The 20,543-nt window shown below is 36.4% G+C and carries 16 protein-coding genes; all 16 read left to right on the top strand.

Annotated elements, in window-relative coordinates:
• Positions 1–116: 116 nt before the first annotated feature.
• Positions 117–935, top strand: a complete 819-nt coding sequence (locus AC25Y1_RS02115) for a VOC family protein (RefSeq protein WP_488146280.1) — start codon at positions 117–119, stop codon at positions 933–935.
• Positions 936–1,103: 168 nt separating this feature from the next.
• Positions 1,104–2,297, top strand: coding sequence for an amidohydrolase (locus AC25Y1_RS02110; RefSeq protein ID WP_488146279.1), 1,194 nt, complete (start codon positions 1,104–1,106; stop codon positions 2,295–2,297).
• 11 nt (positions 2,298–2,308) lie between these two features.
• Complete coding sequence (locus AC25Y1_RS02105; protein WP_488146278.1) at positions 2,309–3,121, top strand: VOC family protein; 813 nt, start codon at positions 2,309–2,311, stop codon at positions 3,119–3,121.
• A 62-nt stretch (positions 3,122–3,183) separates the two neighbouring features.
• A complete protein-coding gene (locus AC25Y1_RS02100) occupies positions 3,184–4,182 on the top strand; it encodes an aliphatic sulfonate ABC transporter substrate-binding protein (RefSeq protein WP_488146277.1) in 999 nt (332 codons plus the stop codon).
• Entirely contained in the window at positions 4,179–4,979 is an 801-nt protein-coding gene (locus tag AC25Y1_RS02095; protein WP_488146276.1) for an ABC transporter permease subunit, read from the top strand. The genes AC25Y1_RS02100 and AC25Y1_RS02095 overlap by 4 nt, the downstream gene beginning before the upstream one ends.
• 36 nt (positions 4,980–5,015) lie before the next feature.
• Positions 5,016–5,780, top strand: coding sequence for an ATP-binding cassette domain-containing protein (locus AC25Y1_RS02090; RefSeq protein ID WP_488146275.1), 765 nt, complete (start codon positions 5,016–5,018; stop codon positions 5,778–5,780).
• 313 nt (positions 5,781–6,093) lie between these two features.
• Positions 6,094–6,642, top strand: a complete 549-nt coding sequence (locus AC25Y1_RS02085) for a hypothetical protein (RefSeq protein ID WP_488146274.1) — start codon at positions 6,094–6,096, stop codon at positions 6,640–6,642.
• Positions 6,643–7,039: 397 nt separating this feature from the next.
• Entirely contained in the window at positions 7,040–7,636 is a 597-nt protein-coding gene (locus AC25Y1_RS02080; RefSeq protein ID WP_488146273.1) for a hypothetical protein, read from the top strand.
• A 233-nt stretch (positions 7,637–7,869) separates the two neighbouring features.
• Positions 7,870–8,742, top strand: a complete 873-nt coding sequence (locus AC25Y1_RS02075) for an AraC family transcriptional regulator (protein WP_488146272.1) — start codon at positions 7,870–7,872, stop codon at positions 8,740–8,742.
• A 514-nt stretch (positions 8,743–9,256) separates the two neighbouring features.
• Positions 9,257–11,119, top strand: coding sequence for a DUF2075 domain-containing protein (locus tag AC25Y1_RS02070; RefSeq protein ID WP_488146271.1), 1,863 nt, complete (start codon positions 9,257–9,259; stop codon positions 11,117–11,119).
• A 400-nt stretch (positions 11,120–11,519) separates the two neighbouring features.
• Positions 11,520–12,275: an HNH endonuclease gene (locus tag AC25Y1_RS02065; RefSeq protein WP_488146270.1), complete on the top strand. Its 756-nt coding sequence runs from the start codon at positions 11,520–11,522 to the stop codon at positions 12,273–12,275.
• A gap of 359 nt (positions 12,276–12,634) precedes the next feature.
• Positions 12,635–13,474, top strand: a complete 840-nt coding sequence (locus AC25Y1_RS02060; protein ID WP_488146269.1) for a hypothetical protein — start codon at positions 12,635–12,637, stop codon at positions 13,472–13,474.
• Positions 13,475–13,833: 359 nt separating this feature from the next.
• A complete protein-coding gene (locus tag AC25Y1_RS02055) occupies positions 13,834–15,264 on the top strand; it encodes a Wadjet anti-phage system protein JetA family protein (protein ID WP_488146268.1) in 1,431 nt (476 codons plus the stop codon).
• Between the two features lie 3 nt (positions 15,265–15,267).
• Positions 15,268–15,873 carry a DUF4194 domain-containing protein gene (locus AC25Y1_RS02050; RefSeq protein ID WP_488146267.1) on the top strand — a complete coding sequence of 202 codons (606 nt, stop codon included), beginning with the start codon at positions 15,268–15,270 and terminating at the stop codon, positions 15,871–15,873.
• Positions 15,842–19,183: an ATP-binding protein gene (locus AC25Y1_RS02045; RefSeq protein WP_488146266.1), complete on the top strand. Its 3,342-nt coding sequence runs from the start codon at positions 15,842–15,844 to the stop codon at positions 19,181–19,183. Before AC25Y1_RS02050 ends, AC25Y1_RS02045 begins: the two co-directional genes overlap by 32 nt.
• Before the next feature lie 18 nt (positions 19,184–19,201).
• Entirely contained in the window at positions 19,202–20,467 is a 1,266-nt protein-coding gene (locus AC25Y1_RS02040) for a Wadjet anti-phage system protein JetD domain-containing protein (RefSeq protein WP_488146265.1), read from the top strand.
• Positions 20,468–20,543: the final 76 nt, after the last annotated feature.

Below are 20,543 nucleotides of genomic sequence, written 5' to 3'. Positions count from 1 at the left end.
TCTTCTCTTCGACTTTTTTTGTGCAATTGTTCTTACAAGAGTTTTTAGGGTTTACTTTGATACAATCAAAATGTTAGGTATTAAATGGACGGAACAAGAACGAAAGAGGGATGCACATGAATTTACAATTTGATCATATGATTCATTTTATGGATAAGCCAGAAGCGGGCATGGAAGAACTAAATAAAAGAGGGATCCATACTGTTAACGGCGGTTCACATGAAAAAAGGGGGTCGTATAACACGCTTAGTCATTTCGGACTCAGTTATATTGAGCTGCTTGGCATTTACGATCAACAATTATTTACAAGTTCAGGTGCGGCGCAGCTAACGTACAGCCCATTTGAGGACATTGCTAAAAATCACTTTTCTGAAGGCTTTGCAAAGATTAATCTGAGAACAACTGACCTTGACGGACTAGCGCGCAAATTAACAAGTCATGGGATCAAAACGAATGGGCCCATTCCACTTAGCAGGAGAAAGCCAGATGGAAGCCTACTTGAATGGGAACTATTATACGTGGGTGGACATCAAGGGCAACTCCCCCTTCCGTTTTTCATCGATTGGGGTGTGCGTGATGAAGAACGTTTTGAAAGTCTGAAAAGGGATGGAACGATCAGCCCACATGCAGCTGGCAATTTATCGCTTGATCGTATTCTATTTGCAGTGAGAGATGCAAAAGAAACAGCAACGCTTTGGAAAAGTTTGTTTGAGCTCGAATCTGAAAAGATGTACATAGATGAAACGCTTCAAGCAACATGTTACCCACTCAAATTGGGAGAGATGACATTCATCTTTGCCAGCCCAAACCAATCTGGAAAACTTTCACGGGTACTAGAAGAAAAAGGTGAACATCCATATATTTTAACGTTAAAAGGTGCGAATGAATCAAACCACTTCAATATTTTTGGCGGGCATTACCAAATAAAACCATGAGTTAGAGGATAAAAGGCGTTCCAAAAAGGTTACCCAGTAACCCTTTTGAAACGCCTTTTTAGATTAGAATCTAACTATCTTGCATTTCAATTTTGTCTATGTTTTAATGATACAATAACAATTAATCATATAAAAATAGTCGGGTATGAAAAAAGGAGAGGGAATCAAGTGGGAAGGACAGAGAGCGTTGATCGTTTAACATCATTGTTTGCAGAACTAGAGCATAATTTTGATGAAGTTGTGAGCTGGCGGAGGCATATGCATCAGTATCCTGAGCTTTCTTTTAAAGAAACAGAAACAGCAAAGTTTATTGCGGAGAAGTTACAGAGTTTTGGACTTGAAGTCAAAACAAATGTAGGCGGAAACGGCGTGGTTGGCGTGTTGGTAGGGGAAAAACCTGGAAAGACAATTGCGTTAAGAGCCGACTTTGATGCACTTCCAATTAACGATGAGAAAGATGTCCCCTATAAGTCATTACAATCAGGGGTCGTGCATGCGTGTGGTCACGATGGGCATACAGCAGCTTTACTCGGAACGGCACAGACGTTAAGCAAATTCCGTGATGCGTTAAATGGAACGGTCATCTTTATATTCCAACACGCAGAAGAGTTGCCACCAGGTGGGGCGAAATCGATGATTGAAGATAATGTTTTAGACAATGTGGATGCTGTCTTTGGTGCCCATCTTGCTTCTGAACTACCCCTTGGAACAGTCGCTGTCGGCGAAGGCGCAAAAATGGCTGCTGTTGATAAGTTTGAAATTACCATTCAAGGAAAAGGTGGACACGGGGCACAACCACATGACGCAATTGACTCAATTGTCATCGGAAGTGACGTCGTTCAGTCATTACAAAAAATTGTTAGCCGTCGGATCAATCCACTGCAATCAGCGGTTGTCACGATTGGCGTATTCCATGCGGGCAATGCATTTAATGTGATTGCTGATTCAGCGAGAATCGAAGGAACAGTCCGGACATTTGATGAGAAAGTTCGAGACCAAATTGAAGAAGAAATCAATGCAATCGTAAAAGGGGTCACAGCTGGATCCCACGCAACCTATACAATTGATTATCTAAGGGGCTACCCTGCTTTATATAATCACAAAAAAGAAACAGATATTGTCAGGGAATTACTGACAGACGTGTTCTCAGAAGAATCCGTAGGCGAATTAGAACCTACGATGGGGGCAGAAGATTTTGCTTACTATTTACTAGAAAAGCCCGGAACCTATTTTAAAGTAGGCTCACGAACTGAAGACGAAGCAACGCACTACCCGCATCATCATCCTAAATTTGATATTGATGAAAGAGCGATCTTAAATATTGAAAAATCATTCGTAAAAATTATTACTAATTATTTATAGGGGGTCTAGTCATGTCATTTACATTTGATCATTTAGTCCAATTTGTCGAAGAACCAAAGAAAGCAATTGAAATTTTAAAAGAAAAAGGAATTCACGCTGTTGAAGGCGGAAAACATGAAAGTTTAGGCACGTACAATACGCTGAGTTATTTTGACTTAAGCTACATAGAGTTTTTAGGTATTTATGACCCGAAGCTTTTTGAACAAGTTGATCATCAAAAGCACAGCCTAACAGAAACAATCGCGAATGATAAACTTGTCGAAGGATTTAGTAGATTCGCAGCCCGTACAACGGACATAGAAGGTGCAGCAAAGCACTTTCGTGAAAAAGGCCTAACAGTAGTTGGACCACTTCCGTACAGTAGGAAAAGACCTGATGGCAGTGTCATTAGTTGGCAACTGTTATATGCAGGTGACGATAGTGAAGGGTTACAACTGCCATTCATTATTCAGTGGGATGAAAGTGATGAAGACAGACGTGCTGACCAGATCGACAAGGGCGTCATTGCGCCACATCCTGAAGGTGTTTCATTTTCACATTTGACATTTGCTGTGAAAGATCTCAAAGATACAGTCGCAAAATGGGCGGATAGGCTCGATCTAAAAGTTGGCGAAGCCTATACCGATGAGACATTGAATGCAACTTGCCAAGTACTTGAACTCCAAGGTGGGAATTTGGTGTTCGCAAGTCCAAATGGAGATGGAATTGTTCAAGATGTGCTTAATACGCGTGGAGAAAAACCATTTCAAGTGACATTAGCTGGTGGTACGCGTAACCAATCATTTGAGTTATTTGGTGGTACGTTTAAAATCAGCAAAAGATAATATGTAAATCGTTATTTTGTTATTAATCCGAGTAAGTTACTTAAAATTAAGGAGTTTAGATGATGAGAAAAAATATAATGTTTTTAGGGTTATTGAGTTTACTAATGATTGTGTTGGTGGCATGTGGATCAACTGATAAAAATAATGAAAATTCGGGTTCAGGCAACAACGAAGCAGATAAAGCGGATGAGGTTGTCCGTGTAGGGTACCAAAAAGGAAACACAATCAATATTTTAAAAGAAAGTGGTTTTTTAGAAGAAGCACTTGAGTCAGAAGGATATACAATTGAATGGAGAGAATTTGTCCATGGGAATGCGTTAATAGAAGGTCTTGCGACAGGAAATATTGACTTTGGACATGCTGCGGATGGCGGAGGGATTTTTGCAACGGCTGCTAATAAGCCTATTGTGTATGTTGGCGCAGATTTACCGAATCCTGAAGGGGTAGGCGTTCTCGTTCATAAAGATTCAGGAATCAATACAGTTGCAGATTTAAAAGGAAAGAAGATTGGTGCGCTTAGAGGTGGAAATCACCACTACTTAGCAATCCTTGCGATTGAAGACGCGGGATTAAGTGTAGACGATGTTGAATGGGTTTTCTTACAAGATGCAGCACAAATGAGAACAACATTTGAAACAAGTAAAATTGATGCACTTGCAACATACGATCCGTTCTTTGCGGCAACTGAAATTGATTTAGACACAGTTAATTTAACTGAAGGAAAAGATTATGACTATCCGAATCGGACGTTTTATTTTGCAAATGATGAATTTTATGATGCTCATCCTGAATTAGTGGAAATAATTTTAGATGCAACAGACAAATCAGACAAGTGGGCCAATGAAAACAAACCTGAAGTTGTGAAATTATTGGCAGAAATGTTAGGTCTTGATGAAGAAGTGATTGCAAGAACAACAGATCGCCGTGAATATGCAGTCGAACGTATCAATGAAGAAATTATTGAGGCACAACAAAGACAGGCAGATGTCTTTTACGAAATAGACTTAATTCCTGCTGAAATAGACGTTGCGGATGATATGCCAATTCTAGAAGCGGAATGATGAAGAAAAACGAACGTAGAAAGGAAAAGAACATGAAATCAATCTCAAATAACATCATTGCGTGGATCCTTCCGATACTTTTTCTTGTGGGTTGGCAAATATCGGCAACACTTGAAATTGTCTCAACTCAGCTTATCCCTGCGCCTTTAACTGTGTTAACGAGTTTCTATCAGTTAATCATCTCAGGGGAGCTCGTTTACCATATGCAAGGAAGTCTAGCGCGGGCGCTCGTGGGTCTATTAATAGGGGGAGGAATCGGTTTTATACTAGGCATCGTGAACGGCTTATCTAAGTTTTCCTTTGCGTTTACCGATACGTCACTCCAAATGATCCGTAATATTCCTAACCTGGCCCTCGTTCCGTTAGTCATCATTTGGTTCGGAATCGATGAAGGGGCTAAAATCTTTCTTGTAGCGATTGGTGTCATGTTTCCAATCTATATCAACACATTACACGGCATACGAAATATCGATGCAGGAATTATTGAAATGGGTAGAATGTACAACTTAAAAGGCTGGCAGCTCTTCAAGGAAATTTTGCTACCTGGTGCATTACCGTCTATTTTCGTTGGACTTCGATATTCGCTTGGTGTCATGTGGATGACATTAATTGTCGCAGAAACGATCGCAACTACAAGGGGAGTCGGTTATTTAGCCATGACAGCCCAGCAATTCATGCAATCAGACATTATTATCATAACAATTATCTTATATGCGTTATTCGGGAAAATAGCCGACATGCTCACGCGTTTCTGTGAAAGAAAAGCACTCAGATGGCATAAAAGTTATCTTCAATAAGTAGCTGGAGAGTATAAAGAAAGGAGGATTTCCATAATGGGTCAAACTTTATTAGATGAAGAAGTGTCGAAAGAAGTGAATCAAGGTCAAGGCGTTAAAATTAATATTGAACAAATTGAAAAACGATTTGGCGAAAAAACCGTCCTAAAAGACTTATCCTTACATATTGAAGCAGGAGAGTTTGTTGTCATCGTCGGGAAAAGTGGGAGCGGAAAAAGTACGCTACTAAGACTCGCGGCAGGACTTGATGAACCGACTTCCGGCGAGATCACTTTTAATGACATTCCCGTGAAAGAATCCGGGGAGAATGTAACGATGATGTATCAGGATTCGCGTCTCTTACCGTGGAAATCGGTCATAAAAAATGTTGGTTTAGGCCTAAAAGGAGACTGGAAAGAAAAGGCGGAAGAAACGTTGGATCATGTTGGTTTGCTCCAATATAAAGATGTTTGGCCATCAACGCTTTCCGGTGGTCAACAACAACGTGTTGCGCTTGCCCGCGCACTTATCCATCAACCATCCTTATTACTGCTCGATGAACCGTTAAGTGCATTAGATGCGCTCACACGAATGGACATGCAAAACTTAATTGAAAGCTTATGGCTTGAACAAGGTTTTACAGCGATACTCGTCACACATGACGTCCGGGAAGCAGTGAAGCTAGGGGATCGCATTGTTTTAATAGAAGACGGCGCAATCACGCTTGATGTTAAAAATACAGCCAAACGCCCACGTGAATACTCAGATATGTCACTTGCGCCTATTGAGAATAAGATTCTCGATCGGATTATGAAAAGCTAAATAGAATCGTTACCTCTTTATTAAATGCCGTTATGAGTAGGTGCTCATAACGGTATTTTTGCGTGTGGGAATGTAGAACCCTCATCCAAGGTACCTGCTAGAAAATCGTTATATTAAGAAATCAACAACTTGTAAAAAGTCGGAATATTAAGCGCGATTCTCTATTGTGGAAACCCTTTCAGTCATATAAACTTTATATAGTATTATAGAAAACAATTATGAGGGCCAATATAAAAATCAAAATGAAAAGGAGGAAAAAAATGAAAAACGATAAACCTAATGGAAGCCCACGCCGTTTGGTGATGAGGTCTCTGTGATTCGTTTAAACCTATTCTTATTACTCGCATTAATTTTAACTAGTGGATGTACGAACCCAGTCTCGACTGGAAACATATTAAACCTTGGTGAAACTCCTGGAATTGACTGTGTACCTGGAGGAGATGGAGAGAGTCGAATGTTTGGAGATACGTTTCTCGTACATGAGGGTGAAAAGAACATCCAAATCAAGGATGTGTCTCTTGTTAATGCAGATGATATGTCACTGACCGAAGCAGTTCTTGTCAAACTCGAACTAGGTGAAGCGCTTATAGGATTTGGAGAGTGGCCACCAATCAGTGATACCTTCCCGTTGCCAGTTAATTGGAAGAACCGAATAGAAGCGGAAGGCGCAGTTATACAACCGAATGAAGAGTGGAATCTGGTTTTTGCCCTAACTTCTAATGCTCCTGATACTAGCTCGATTAAAGCGGTAAAAATCGTATACGAAGATTCTGAAGGTAGAAAGTTTGCGCAAGAAACTCTAATTCAGTATTTTATTACCTCAATGACATGTGAGGAAGTTTTGAAAGAAAATCCTTTGTAAAGGCAAATTCCTATTAGATGCGAGAGAGTCTGATGTTGGTTCGCTCGTTTAAGTGACTACGGGGAAGGCGAAGATGAATTGCTTAAACAGAAAGTGTTGCAGCTTGAGAAGGAACGGTTGAAGCAAAAGGTTGGGTAAGAAATCATCGACCATAGTTACTTTGTTGTTGAGAGGTTAAGTTATGCATGGGGAAGAGGGGGTGCTGGTTTTCATGAAAAGTTACCCAACTTTGATATCCCATAAAACACTCAAATCTAACAATTTATATAGAAAGGGAGACTTTTTAATCTATCGTGGGTGCCATAATTTAAGAGTTAGGGCGTAGATTCTTGTTCAACTAACGCCGCAGGATTGTTGAAGAAGTATTTGTCTCGATAAGCTAAAAGGGGGAAATAAAATGAAAAGATTATTTATAATAGTAGCTCTGCTGGTATTTGTTTTAAGTGCCTGTGTTAATAACAATGCGAAATCAAATACTATTTCTGCTGTTGAATTAACAGAGAGAGAGAATGCAATACTTTCGACTACTTCAGATATTTCATTCGTTTTTGATTTCAATATTGACAGTGAATATAAAGAAGTATCTGTATGGATTGAAAAATATGAATTAGGTAAATTGGTTGATGATAAAATAAGTTCTATAACAACACAGGTAGAGGAAAATGGTTCTATTATTTTTGCAACCTCAAAAGCAGATGGCAGTCGAAAGCAACATACATTTAATATTGGAATTAGCGGTAATGATAGCATGGGTTCTATAAGTAACTTCGAGACAAATTTAGAGGATTTAGATGCTATGTCAAGTGTTTGGGACAACATCCAAGAAAAGAACACTTCAATTGAAGGAGAAGTACTATTAGCAAGTATCTGCTATTCAAGTGATGGTCGTATGAGTAGTCTAACTACCGATTTTTATAAAGATATTGATGGTCATATGAATGAGTTAGAAGATTATGACGTTGTTTATCTTCTGAAAGCTGAATTTAATAAGTGAGGATTTGTGTAAATATTATTAAATTAACTATACTTGAAAAATCATTGAGCTGCATATGCGGCTCTTTTTCTTTAACTCACTGGGCAGCTTATTCTTATTAAGTAATGGCGTTAACTACCTCCATAAACGGGGCATAATAGTGAATATAAAGAAGTAACCCTACATAATGGTGCACAAATTGTCGGACGTGTATCTTCAATGCTTGCTATTCTATTGATGAAGGAGGTCATAAAATGGATTTGCTGAAAAATATGAATGATTCAATGAAGTATATCGAGGAGAACCTTACGAACGAAATAGACTTCAAAATGGTGGCAAGGATAGCTTATTGTTCCGAATATCATTTTAAAAGAATGTTTTCTTTCCTAGCAGGAATTCCGTTATCAGAATACATTCGCCGCAGACGACTTAGTTTAGCAGCATTTGAGCTTCATAAAAGTAACATAAAAATAATTGATATAGCGATTAAATATGGATACAGTTCACCGGACTCTTTTACGAGAGCTTTTCAAAATTTACATGGTGTAACACCATCAGAGGCAAGAAACAATGGGCAGTCATTAAAAGCCTATCCACTAATGACCTTTCAATTATCAATTAGAGGAGGAAATGAAATGAATTATCGAATAGAAGAAAAAGAGGCGTTTAACATAGTTGGCATTATGAAAAGAGTCCCAATTATTTTTGGAGGAGAAAATCCGGAAATTACAGCGATGTGGAAATCATTGACGATGGAAAAAATAGATCAATTAAAAAAACTTTCCAATGTTGAACCTAAAGGAATGGTTCAAGCATCTACAAATTTTTCTGAAGGACGCATGGAAGAAAAGGGAGAGCTTGATCATTATATAGGCGTGGCAACAACACAAGAATGCCCTGAAAACTTCTCAAGTCTTGAAGTGCCTGCCTTAACATGGGCTGTATTCGAATCAATAGGGCCATTTCCTAGTACACTACAGGAAACATGGGGAAGGATCTATGGGGAGTGGTTTCCATCATCTGGCTATCAGGTAGTGGAAGGGCCTGAAATTTTGTCGATTAAAAGTAAAGATTTAACTTCATCAACAGTAGAATGCGAAATTTGGATTCCTGTATCGAGAAAATAAATTTGATTTAAATCATTGAGCCGTTTCGGTAGATCATTTTATATTTAACTATTCTTAACAGGTGCTTTAGTTTAAGTATCGGCTGCCTTTACATGGCAGCTTTTTCGTATTGAGTGATGGTTTTCTACCTTAACGCTTTTTTCGCAAAGATCCATCGAGTTTACTCGAATTTATTCAATTTACCAGCTACCAGTTTACTCAAAAGATGGAAGCCGAAGCCACTCCATTCTTTCCGCTAATTAACTCAAATCGATACAGATAGTTGATTATGTGCTGGTAGGATCCCATTCGAAGATGGCATTTTGATTTTATTCATAGGAGTACGATTAAATTAATATCTTTTTAATGTTGGAATACAATCTTAAATTTCCAACAAAACCCTTTCACACTATGTTAAAATTAGATTATAATGACAATTCTTTAATTAATGTTGTCTACTAATATTAAAAAGTGAATTTAATACAGTGAAAATCAGTAAACAAATGTAGTGAATTATGACAAAGGGATGAGTTAGTTGATTATATATAATGAAACGTCTTCTAAGTTTTTAGAACATATTCTAGATAATAATATTGGATATGTATTACAAAATAACGTGAAGAATTTGATGAATAAATCCATTTCGGCAAGTGAATTAAGATCTTGGGAAAACTCACTTCCACAAATGGCGAAAATATTAAGAGATGCCGAGCTAAAGGACAATACACATGTATTATTAGAGTACAAACTTCCTTCGACAGAAAAAAGAATAGACTTTTTAATCGCTGGTCATGATAAAAAAGGTCGAAAAAATGCTGTTATTGTTGAATTGAAGCAATGGCAAAAGGCAAAGGCTGAAAAAGGCGATGGGATTGTAAGGACATTTTTAGGAGGTAGAGTACGCGAAACTGTTCATCCTTCTTACCAAGCTCGTTCTTATAGAAGGTATCTCCAAAACTTTAATGAAGCCCTTTATACAGATTCATCAATCAATCTGACATCTTGTGCGTACTTACATAATTATATTCCAGCAAGAAATAATGAACCTTTGCTTGATGTACGCTATGAGAATTACTTGCAAGATTCACCGATTTATTTTCAATTTGATGATCGCAAATTAGCGGAAAAGCTGCAAAATGATGTATCCGAAGGAAATGGCTTTAATATTGCAAAATCTATCGAGGAGGGAAAAATTCGTCCTTCTAAAAAGTTAGTTGAAACTGTAAATTCTTTATTTAAAGGGAATGAAGAATTTATTCTTTTGGATGAACAAAAAGTTGCCTACGAAAAAGTGGTTTCAATATTCAATGAACAGGTTAAAAAATCTACGGTAAAACATACTATTTTAATTAAAGGTGGCCCTGGTACAGGAAAGTCAGTTATCGGATTAAACTTGATGAATTACTTACTTTCCAAAGAAGCTACGATAGAGTACATTACACCAAATCAAGCTTTCAGAGAAATACTAAGAAAGAAACTTATTGGTTCAAGTGGCTTTGTGGAAATTCGAGATTTGTTTAAAGGTTCTGCATCTTATGTTGAAACTCCAAATAACTATTTTGACATATTGGTTTGTGACGAAGCACACCGCTTAAAAAATCAGGGACATATGAGAAGAAAAATTGAAGGAGAAAATCAAGCAACTCAAATTATAAGAGCGAGTAAACTTAGTGTTTTTTTCGTTGATGACAATCAAGTTATATCTAATAAAGATATTGGGAATTTCAACCTAATAAAAGAAGAAGCAGAAAAACAAAACTCAGTTGTTCATGTAGTCGAACTTGACTCGCAATTTCGTTGTTCCGGTTCTGGTAACTATATAGATTGGTTAGATCAATTATTAAATGACTCTGAAACCCCTATATCATTGGAAGGTGACTATGACTTTCAAGTAGTAGATACTCCACAAGAACTAATTCAAAAGGTTGTTAAGGATAAAAATGGAAGAGTTATGGCGGGTTATGCTTGGGATTGGAATAAGAAGTTGGTCGATGGAAAATTACCGAATGACGTAACAATCGAAGAAATGAATTTTGAAATGCCCTGGAATGATCCCAATCGTATAGATTGGGCGATACATCCAGACTGCTCATACCAAATTGGATGTATTCATACTGTACAAGGATTGGAAATGGAATATGCTGGCGTAATTATTGGAAAAGATCTGGGTTATGATCCAGATACTGAAACAATTTTGGTGAGAAGGGAATATTTTAAAGATCGAGGCGCTAGACCAGCAAAACCTAAAAAGGGTGAACCAGATTCTTTAGATACACTGGTAAGAAACACGTATAAGACACTAATGACCCGTGGTATGAAAGGCTGCTATATATATTGTTGTGATAAGGAGCTAGGAAATTATATAAGAAGAATGATGGGTGATTTAGAGAGTCATTAGTGTCCAAGAAATTTGCCACTAAATGAACTTAGCACATTAATTTAAACGAAATTAACTAACAAAATAAAGACCTGAAAGATTAAATAATAGTCAAGGGGAAAAATATTTCACAGGATTCGGGAAATAGGAACTCTATTATTCGTGTGAACGACCAATTTTCTTTAGCGAATGAAATTGATCAATATATATAAGGTTTCATAATTCGGAAAATTGGAGATGATAGACGGTTCCGCCGGATTTGTTAGTGAAAAGTGAAAGTGCAGCCGGTGTGTTATTCGGATCCGGTTGTTGCGGTTTTTAAGGCTTTGGGGTTATTTGATTAATGTATTTGTTTGGTACCTAAACGGGATTCTATAATTATTCCTGCAGGTACCTTTATTGTTTTAGGGGGAGATTATATATGCACTGGATTATTTCAGCAAATGGAAAAATGTATGATCATGTGGGTGCATTCGATGAATTCGGATATATAGATTGGCGACAAATGGCAAATTATGAGATCGGTGATATTGTTTATATCTATGCTACGAAGCCAGAAATGAGGATTAAGTTTAAAACTGTAGTAGAGGAAATAAATATGTCTTTCGATGAAATAACAGATGATAAAAAGTATTGGCATGATATTGAGGAATTTGAAAAGTCAAAGACGGGTAGATATACGAGACTTAGATTGTTTGACAGAGCTAATAGTGGGAAATTATATTTAAATTCCTTAATGCAGCATGGTTTAAAAGCTGCACCGCAAGGACCGGTTAAGGTAAGGGAAGAGCTGAAAATATATTTAGAAAATAATTTTAGTGATTATGAGTTTGCAGGGCTCTTTCCAGAAGAAGTAGATGAGTCTTTAGAAGAAGGACATAAACGGGTTATAAGTGTCAACAAATACGAAAGAAGTTCAATTGCAAGACAAAAATGTATTGAATCAAAAGGGACAAATTGTATAGTTTGTGACATGAATTTTGAGAAGGTATATGGCGAGTTAGGAAAGGGTTTTATTCATGTTCATCATATTGTTCCTTTACATGAAGTAAAGGAGTCGTACAAAGTAAATTATGAGAAAGATTTAGTTCCGGTTTGCCCTAATTGCCATGCAATGTTACATAGAAAGTTAAATGGACGAGAAATTAGTATAGAGGAATTGCAAGACCTATTCTAATTGATTGAAATACCGAAGTTAAGGGTTCCTTATTTCTAAAACAATTCAGAATTCAACAAGGAACTGGTATTTAATATTAATGGGATATTTTAAGTGCCTGCGAAATACTATTCAGTTTATTCACTACAATTGCATAAAATTAGTAAGAGGATATTGACAATACAACATTTTGTCGATATCCTCTTGTTTTTTTATCTAAAGTCGTGAATTGTCATAAATACACTTGGCACAGGTACCTTTCCCAAGCGGACTGGGAAAGTAAGTTAAAAATAACATGTTGACCTTTGTGTATATCCGCAAAGGTCAGGTTCTTTTTTCATTTATATTAAAGATAAAGTTATTGAATTGGAGGAGATACAATGTTGAAAAGAATTGGGATGCTATTTATTGGTGCATTACTTAGTCTGGTGCTTGTTGCATGTAATTCAGCTGAAGGAAATCTTAAAGAAGAGAGTGAAGTAGAGGCGCAGGAGCTGTCTGAGGAAGAAAAGGAACTTGCTGAGAAGGAAGCTGCCGAGAAGAAAGAAAAGGAACAAAAAGAAGCAGAAGAAAAGGCTGAAAAAGAGGCTGAAGAAAAAGCTGCTGCAGAGGCTAAAGCTAAAGAAGAAGCGGAAGCAAAAGAAAAGGCAGAAGCAGAACAAAAAGAGAAAGACGAAAAAGAACGTATAGCAAGAGAGGCTGCATTGAAACAAGGAGGAAAAGGTGATACTGTCACGGAACAATTTATTCTTGAGCAAGGATTTTTAATTACCGATTCTACTCATAGCGGTCAGCGAAACTTCATCGTTAATTTATATGATGAGGATGGGAATCGTGTTGAAAATATTGCAAATGAAATAGGGAATTATAAAGGAAAACAGATTTTCTCTGTAGATTACACTGGAGAATATAAATTAGAGGTAAAAGCAGATGGAGAATGGGAAATAAATATGTCCCAATCTATACCAGATATAATTGAACAGGATTCAATTAGTGGATCTGGAGATGACGTACGATTTGTACAAATTAATAAAGGTGGAAAAACATTTCATTTACGGCATTCTGGTAGTAGAAATTTTATTGTTCGTGTGAACGACCAAGTTTCTTTAGCAAATGAAATCGGTCCATACGAAGGTTCCAAACTTCAAAAGGTTGAAGATGACAGCATCTATTACTTTAATATTTATGCAGATGGAGATTGGTCTATTGAAATTGAGTAACTAGTTAAATTAGAGATGTTGATTTTTATGCGTGTTTTTAAGGAAACGTGAAGAATAACTAGACCATTGCTGAATGTTGCAATGGTCTTTGTCTTCGCAACTACATACAAACTTTTTTATTGGTAATAAATCTGAGACAGTTTGTAAGTGGAAAGTCTCATGAATTTTAGGTTTCAGTAAGGAACTACGATAATTCAAATAAACTGATTGTCCTACTACTAGGGGTTATACAAAAGTCTTCTTTTATTAGAATATCTTACTAATTTTTTAGATAAGTAGGACTAGTCATGGATAAATTTCTGAAAAGTGTTTATACTTATTTTAGAAGATTGCAAGTTTTCTAGAAAGGGCGGTGTGTCATGCAAAAGCTGTTCGAGGTTCTCCCAAGTCAATTCTTTAATTTACTCTCTGGAAAGAACAAGGAAGTTTACGCTGACGTGTTGCATTTGATTCATGAATTGTCTAATCAGAATCGATTTGGCATTCCTCACAGTCATTTGCGGGATTATATTGAAGAGCTTTTGGAATCTGGTGAAGAAGGCGACGGCATCCCTGATTTTGAAGTAGAAGAGGATAGTGAATTCAGTTATGAGGTAGATCAGGATCTTTTAACAGACAAGTTTAGGATACAGGCAAATTCTATTTTAAGACGATTGGAGGAGTTGAAGTGGATTCAAGTTGAAGTGAGGGATGGTTATGAACAATTCATTGTATTGCCGCATTATACAAATCGTATGCTTTCAATTTTTAAAGAACTTCGCGAAGCAAAGCCAGTTGAATACCAACGCTATGCTTACGTCACATATCAAATGCTCATTGGAGATGAAATGAAAGTACGACCGGCCTTTGTTGTTCAAGGAGCTTATGAATACACATGCAAGTTGGAACAGGAGCTACTAATGCTATTTCAAAATATGAAAAATTTTACTGAACAACTTGCGCAAAAGTCCTCCGTTTCAGAGATTCTGGAACATCATTTCGATGTATACCAAAATGAAATTGCTGAAAAAAGCTATCACCGATTAAAAACATCGGATCATGTATCAAGGTATCGATTCCAAATATTGCAAAGGGTAAAAGAATGGTTGATCGATGACGATTTAATTGAAGAAACAATTAAGGATGGTATAGAAAGCAAGGCTTATGACACCTACGAAGAATCGCAGCGACAGATAAAAGTAATGTTGCATGGAATCGAGGAAATATATGAAAACTTGGATGAAATCTTTAGAAAGATTGATCTAAGGCATAATCAATATCTACGCTCATCATATGATAGGGCACGTTATATGAGTCAGCAGAATTTTGGAGATGAACAAAAAATTGTTGAATTACTGACTGCAATGTCAAAAACATCTTCAGATATTGGTGATTTTGACATGCCACCTATTTTTTTAATAAATGAAATCCAGTATATATATGAAAAGTCGTTACTTACACCGAGGAACCGCCGCCCGGTACATCAACCCGTAATCCATCATGTCGTAGAAATTCCTGAAGAGTGGAAAGAAAAAAACAGAAATAATTATAAAGAACGTCTTAAAAACCAAATCACTAGAGAAAAGGTTGAAGGATTCATAAATAATAAACTTGGGGAGAGGGACAGAATGGAAGTAAAAGAGCTAGTCCCTGACTCCATAGAAGAATATATGATGATTGGATTTGTCTTGTTATATGGTGCAGATAGTGAAACGAAATTCAATATTCATCGAATGGAAGAAAGAGAAATTGTGGAGATTGGTGAGTTTCGATACAGTAATCACATTATCCAAAAAAGAAGGGATGATTAGGTAATGTGGGACCATTTAAATGAAACAGAAAATGGGAAATTGATTGTGCTAATTAATCAGCTGCTAGCAGTAAATTTCCTTGTAAAGGAAAAAGAGCGAGACCTTTATTATCAAATTCGACAATTCCAAAATGAACTAGATCAATTTTTTAAAATGATCGGCTGGGAGTTAGTGCTTGACGAACGCCATGAATGTGTTTTCCTTCACAGTGTTCATTATCAAATACGAAAAAGGTTGAAAAAAGAGGAGAGCATTTGGTTTTTAATTATTTCTCTTTTATACAAAGAGAAGAGACGCGAGCTTACTATCAGCGAATTCCCTTCCGTGTCAATACTTGATATCAAACAGAAATACGAAATATTTCGGTTACCATGGATTGGCCGGACAGCGTTGGAGAATCTAATACGAATGTGTTCAAAATATCATTTGATGGATGCCGTTAATGGAAATGCATTACTGGATGAAAGCCGTTTTCTTCTTTATCATACCTGGAAATATGTAATTCAAGAGGAGAGCTTGTCGGTATTAGGAGAACGGGTTATGAAGTATACAAATAATGAAAGTGAGGAGATTACTTTTGAAATGGCTGAAAAAAATGAGGTTAATTAATTGGCATTATTTCCACGATGAAACAATTGAATTTGGAAAACAAACCGCTCTGGTGGGCGGTAGCGGCGCAGGGAAATCTACGATTATCGATGCGCTACAAGTGATATTCATAGCAAATCACCATCAAATAAAATTCAATTCTGCAGCACATGATGAAACAAAGAGATCCATGGCCAACTATTTACGTGGTAAAATTGGAACTGACCAAAAAGGCTTTATGCGTGGAGGAGACTTCACAACATATATTTTAAGTGAATTTCGGGATGACATCAAAAAAGAAAGTTTTGTAATTGGCGCGGTTATCGATGTGTATAAGGACAGCACGAATGACATTGAAGAGTTTTTTATCCTTGCCAATAAAACCATTGATGAAATCGAGGTTACGACCCCATCGGGACATTTAAGAGACTGTGAAAAGTTTAAAAAACAATTTTCTACAAATCGGCAATTCATATTTGAAAGAAATAAAGGAAATTACCAAAAAGCACTACTAAGCCGTTTTGGACAGATTCATCCTAGATTTTTTCCGACATTTTTGAAAGCGTTGTCATTTAAGCCGATTCATAGTGTCAGAGATTTTGTTTATGATTATATTCTTGATGAGAAGGAACTTGAGCTTGAAGTGCTGAAGGATAACTTTGCAACATACGAGAAAATGCAACTAGAGTTAGAAAATCTTACAGAACGAAAGGCAAGATTGTCTGAAATTGCTCACACGTATAAACAATTCGACGGCTTTTCCAAAACGGTAATTGAACAGGGATATGTTCTCATGAAGCTGGAAAAATTGTATGAAAGTGAGATTCTAGCACAGATGCAAGAGCAATCATCTATTAAGAAGAAAGCAGTAGAAGCACTGAAGGCAAAAGAAATTCAGGATTCAGAAAGTAAGACTAAGGCAACAAAAAAGAAAGAAGAATATCTTCTTTTATACCATCAAGACAAAAATAAGCTGAGGAAAAATGAATTAGAAGAAACAATTGGAAAGCTGACGGAGAAAAAAGAAAACCTTGAAAGAAATATGGATTTGTTAGCAAATGAATTTAGAAATGAAAGCATAATGTTAGGGAAATTAGCAGAGTGGGCGGGAAATAATATATGGACTATTCCAAGTGACATAGCAAGTACTTTTCGTGATTATAAAAGTGTCCTTGCAAAGCTATCAGTTGTATTCCGCGATAAAGAAACAATCACTGAAACAGAAAGGTTAGTTTTTACTGGGGAATTAAATACGTTAGTGGTTAATATGAATCGATTATTTACTAACATAATCACGAATTCGGGAAAAGCATTAGAGGGAATGGATGAAGCGAAAAAGCGAAAACAGGAAATTGAGGATTATATTCACAAACTTGAACAAAAAAGACGGACATATCCTCCCGGGGTAGATCGTCTAAAAAGAAGATTAGAAGAGAACTTTGGCAATGCAGCACCTGTCTATATTTTTTGTGAAGAAATGGAGGTTTTAGACAGTCGATGGAGAAATGCAATCGAAGGATATTTGAGCACTCAACGTTTTGATTTATTGGTAGAACCCTCTAAATTTCAAGATGCATTGGCTATATATGAGAAAGATAAATTCCAGTATAAGATTGAAGGTGTCGGTCTTGTCGATACGGAAAAACAAGGAAAATTAAATGTTACTATAAAAGAAAATTCTTTGGCATCTAGTTTAGAGACAGAAAATTATCTGATTCAGACACATATCAATTATCTGCTGGGAAATGTCATGAAAGCCGAGAATGAGAAGGACTTACGTACTCACAAGACAGCCATTACGTCAAGTTGTATGGTCTATAATAGATTAACTGCTCGTCAAATGCATGCAAGTCGGTACGCCATTCCATTCATTGGTTCGCATGCGATTGTTAAACAGCTTGAAATGAAAAAAGCCGAACTTGAAAATACAATCACTGAACTTCAAGAGTTTTCCGTAGCCATAATTGACTTCGATGATATAAAGAACAAAATCACGAATCATCCAATTAAATACGATAAATTCAAAAAACGTTTGATTATTCCTTCTGAATATATGGATATTATTGGACGAATTTCTGATGCCAAAAAAGAGTATTCACAGCTTGATTTAAGAAAAGCAGATGAATTTCAATTTGAATATAAGAAATGGGAACGAATCGAAAGTGACTTAGTCGAGCAATTACGCATTTACGCAAATAAGATAGGGGTATTGAATACGGAGCTTTCAAATGCATCTGGTGAGGTTTTTGCTAAACAAAATGAAGTTCAAAAATGGCAAGAAAAAGTTGTAGAGTGGGAAAATGGAATCGGCCTTCTATTTATTCAAGGCGCTAAAAAAAGATGGGAAGATATGAAAAAACAAGACTTTGAAACCTACAAAAAATTGAATGATTTGAATATAAGTCATAAAGGGGTACAAAGTCGTAGAGATAAAAAGTGGGATGAACTTCTTGATCTTAGAAAGAAATATAACCAACATAACGATTTTCATGTGGACCCTAATGTAGAGAAGAATGATGACTATCAACAAGAATTTTCGAAGATTGAAGATGTAAATATCCCTCATTATCAGAAGAAGCTGAAAACCTCACTTCAAAACGCTGAAAATGAGTTTAAGTCTCATTTTGTGTATAAATTGAAGGAAGCAATTCAAACTGCAAAAAATGATTTTATTGGGTTAGATTATGCCTTGAGGAATCTTCCATTTTCAAAGGAACGATATAAATTTAAGGTGGAGCCAAGCGCGAAATACAAGCGGTTTTATGACATTATTATGGACCCAATATTGGCTGAAAAAGGTTTGTTTTCCGAGATTGAAGATCCAGGGAGAAACGATGTTCTTCTAGAATTGTTTGAAATTCTGACAACCCAGAATGGGCAGGAGTTAGAGGAATATACCGATTATCGGCATTACCTTGATTTTGATATTAGAATAACTTTTGAGGATGATTCCACACAATCGCTGTCAGGATTACTTAGAGAAAAGTCGGGTGGAGAAACGCAAACTCCATTTTACATCGCTATTTTAGCGTCATTCCATCATTTATACAAAGGTAATAACACAGCTAGGTTAGTCGTGTTTGATGAAGCGTTTAATAAGATGGATGAGAAAAATATCAAGTCGAGTCTTCGTCTGGTAAAAAAATTAAACCTTCAGCTGATAGCAGCGGTCCCTGATGAAAAAATGCAGCAAATGTTTTCAGAGGTGACAACTACATTAATTGTCACAAATCAAAACCATAGATGCTATGTTGATATGCTCGATAGAGTTGATGAATTGGATGCCAATCTTGATGAAGTGTCTGAAAGCGAGCAAGCAGTTTTGTTCTAGTGTTAGGGGGCTGTTTATATGTCTGAAAATCAATACAAAAAGTACTTCCAACAAGAATTACTCAAGTTTTTATTGATGAAATATGAAAAGAGCAAGGCATTCCGTACAGGTTTGCCTTCCCAGCAAAGACCACAGTTTCATTTGGAGAGAAATAACCCTTTTGTAAAAGATTATAAAGATGAAATGGACTATCGAAAACGCGAATGGATAATTGAAGTGATAATAGATCTAGAGCAACAAGGTGTTATCACAATTACTAGGGATAAATTTAATACAGACTTAATTAAAAAAGTGTACCTTGAAACTGAAAAAATTGATGATATTTATAAGATTGCTTCAGTTACACCGTTAATGGTGAAAATAGATAAAATGAAATCGGTGATTGAACCGTTACTAAATCATAAATGGGACTGGATTGCGAAATGGGCACAAATAGTTATCAAAAATTTAAAACAAAATAAGACAAACGGTTTGAACGTAGACAATTCATATATTTACGATGATGTCGTTATAGTACTGTTGTTTTTACAAGAAATTGAAGGTAATATCCCAATCCGTAATCTAAGCAATAGACTATTCAATGATTCAAAGCATTTTGAAAGGAATGTTAGGAATACATTAGTTGCCGTACTTAAAAAGGCAAGTGATATAGAGTTCGAAAGTGATGAGGAATTGCTAGCGTTTTATGGAGTAGTGAAAGTGGGAAGACAAGTCAGGGTGTGTGGGAACATAAATTGGCTTAATGAGTCAGGTGCAACTGCATCAACTTCATTATTTATCGGTGGTTTAGGTTTATCTGAAGCTACAGTAGAGTCCATTGTAGAAATAAGCTTAGATACAAATCGTATAGTTTTTATAGAAAATCTAACAAGTTATGAACAATGGATTTATCAACGGCGAAATGAAAAGGAATTGGTAATCTACACTGGGGGATATCCACATAAAACCTTACAATATTTTCTGTCCAAACTTTCAAAACAACTAGATCCGAATATTCCAATTTACCATTGGAGTGATATTGATATTGGGGGTATTCGGATTTTTAACTATATGAAAAATAATTTCTTTGGCTTGCTTAGACCATTATTTATGAATATTGAAACTCTAAGGCAACTTGAACGATATTCAATTCCAATTACCGAACAAAATAGGGATATGATAAAGAAAATGATTGTCGATGAAAACTATTCTGATTGGCGGATTTTACTAGAAGAATTGCTGCACAATGGTATTAAATTAGAGCAGGAAAGTATTTTTGATGTTACGAATGTGCAGTTTAATTAGGCACTGGAATGGTTCCGTGTAGGAAACTACCGTGAAGTTTTGAACAATCAAGACTTCTTGTCAAACATGTATGATA

It is taken from the genome of Sporosarcina sp. Y1009, assembly GCF_057669865.1.
This window is presented reverse-complemented; position numbering and strand designations above follow the sequence as displayed.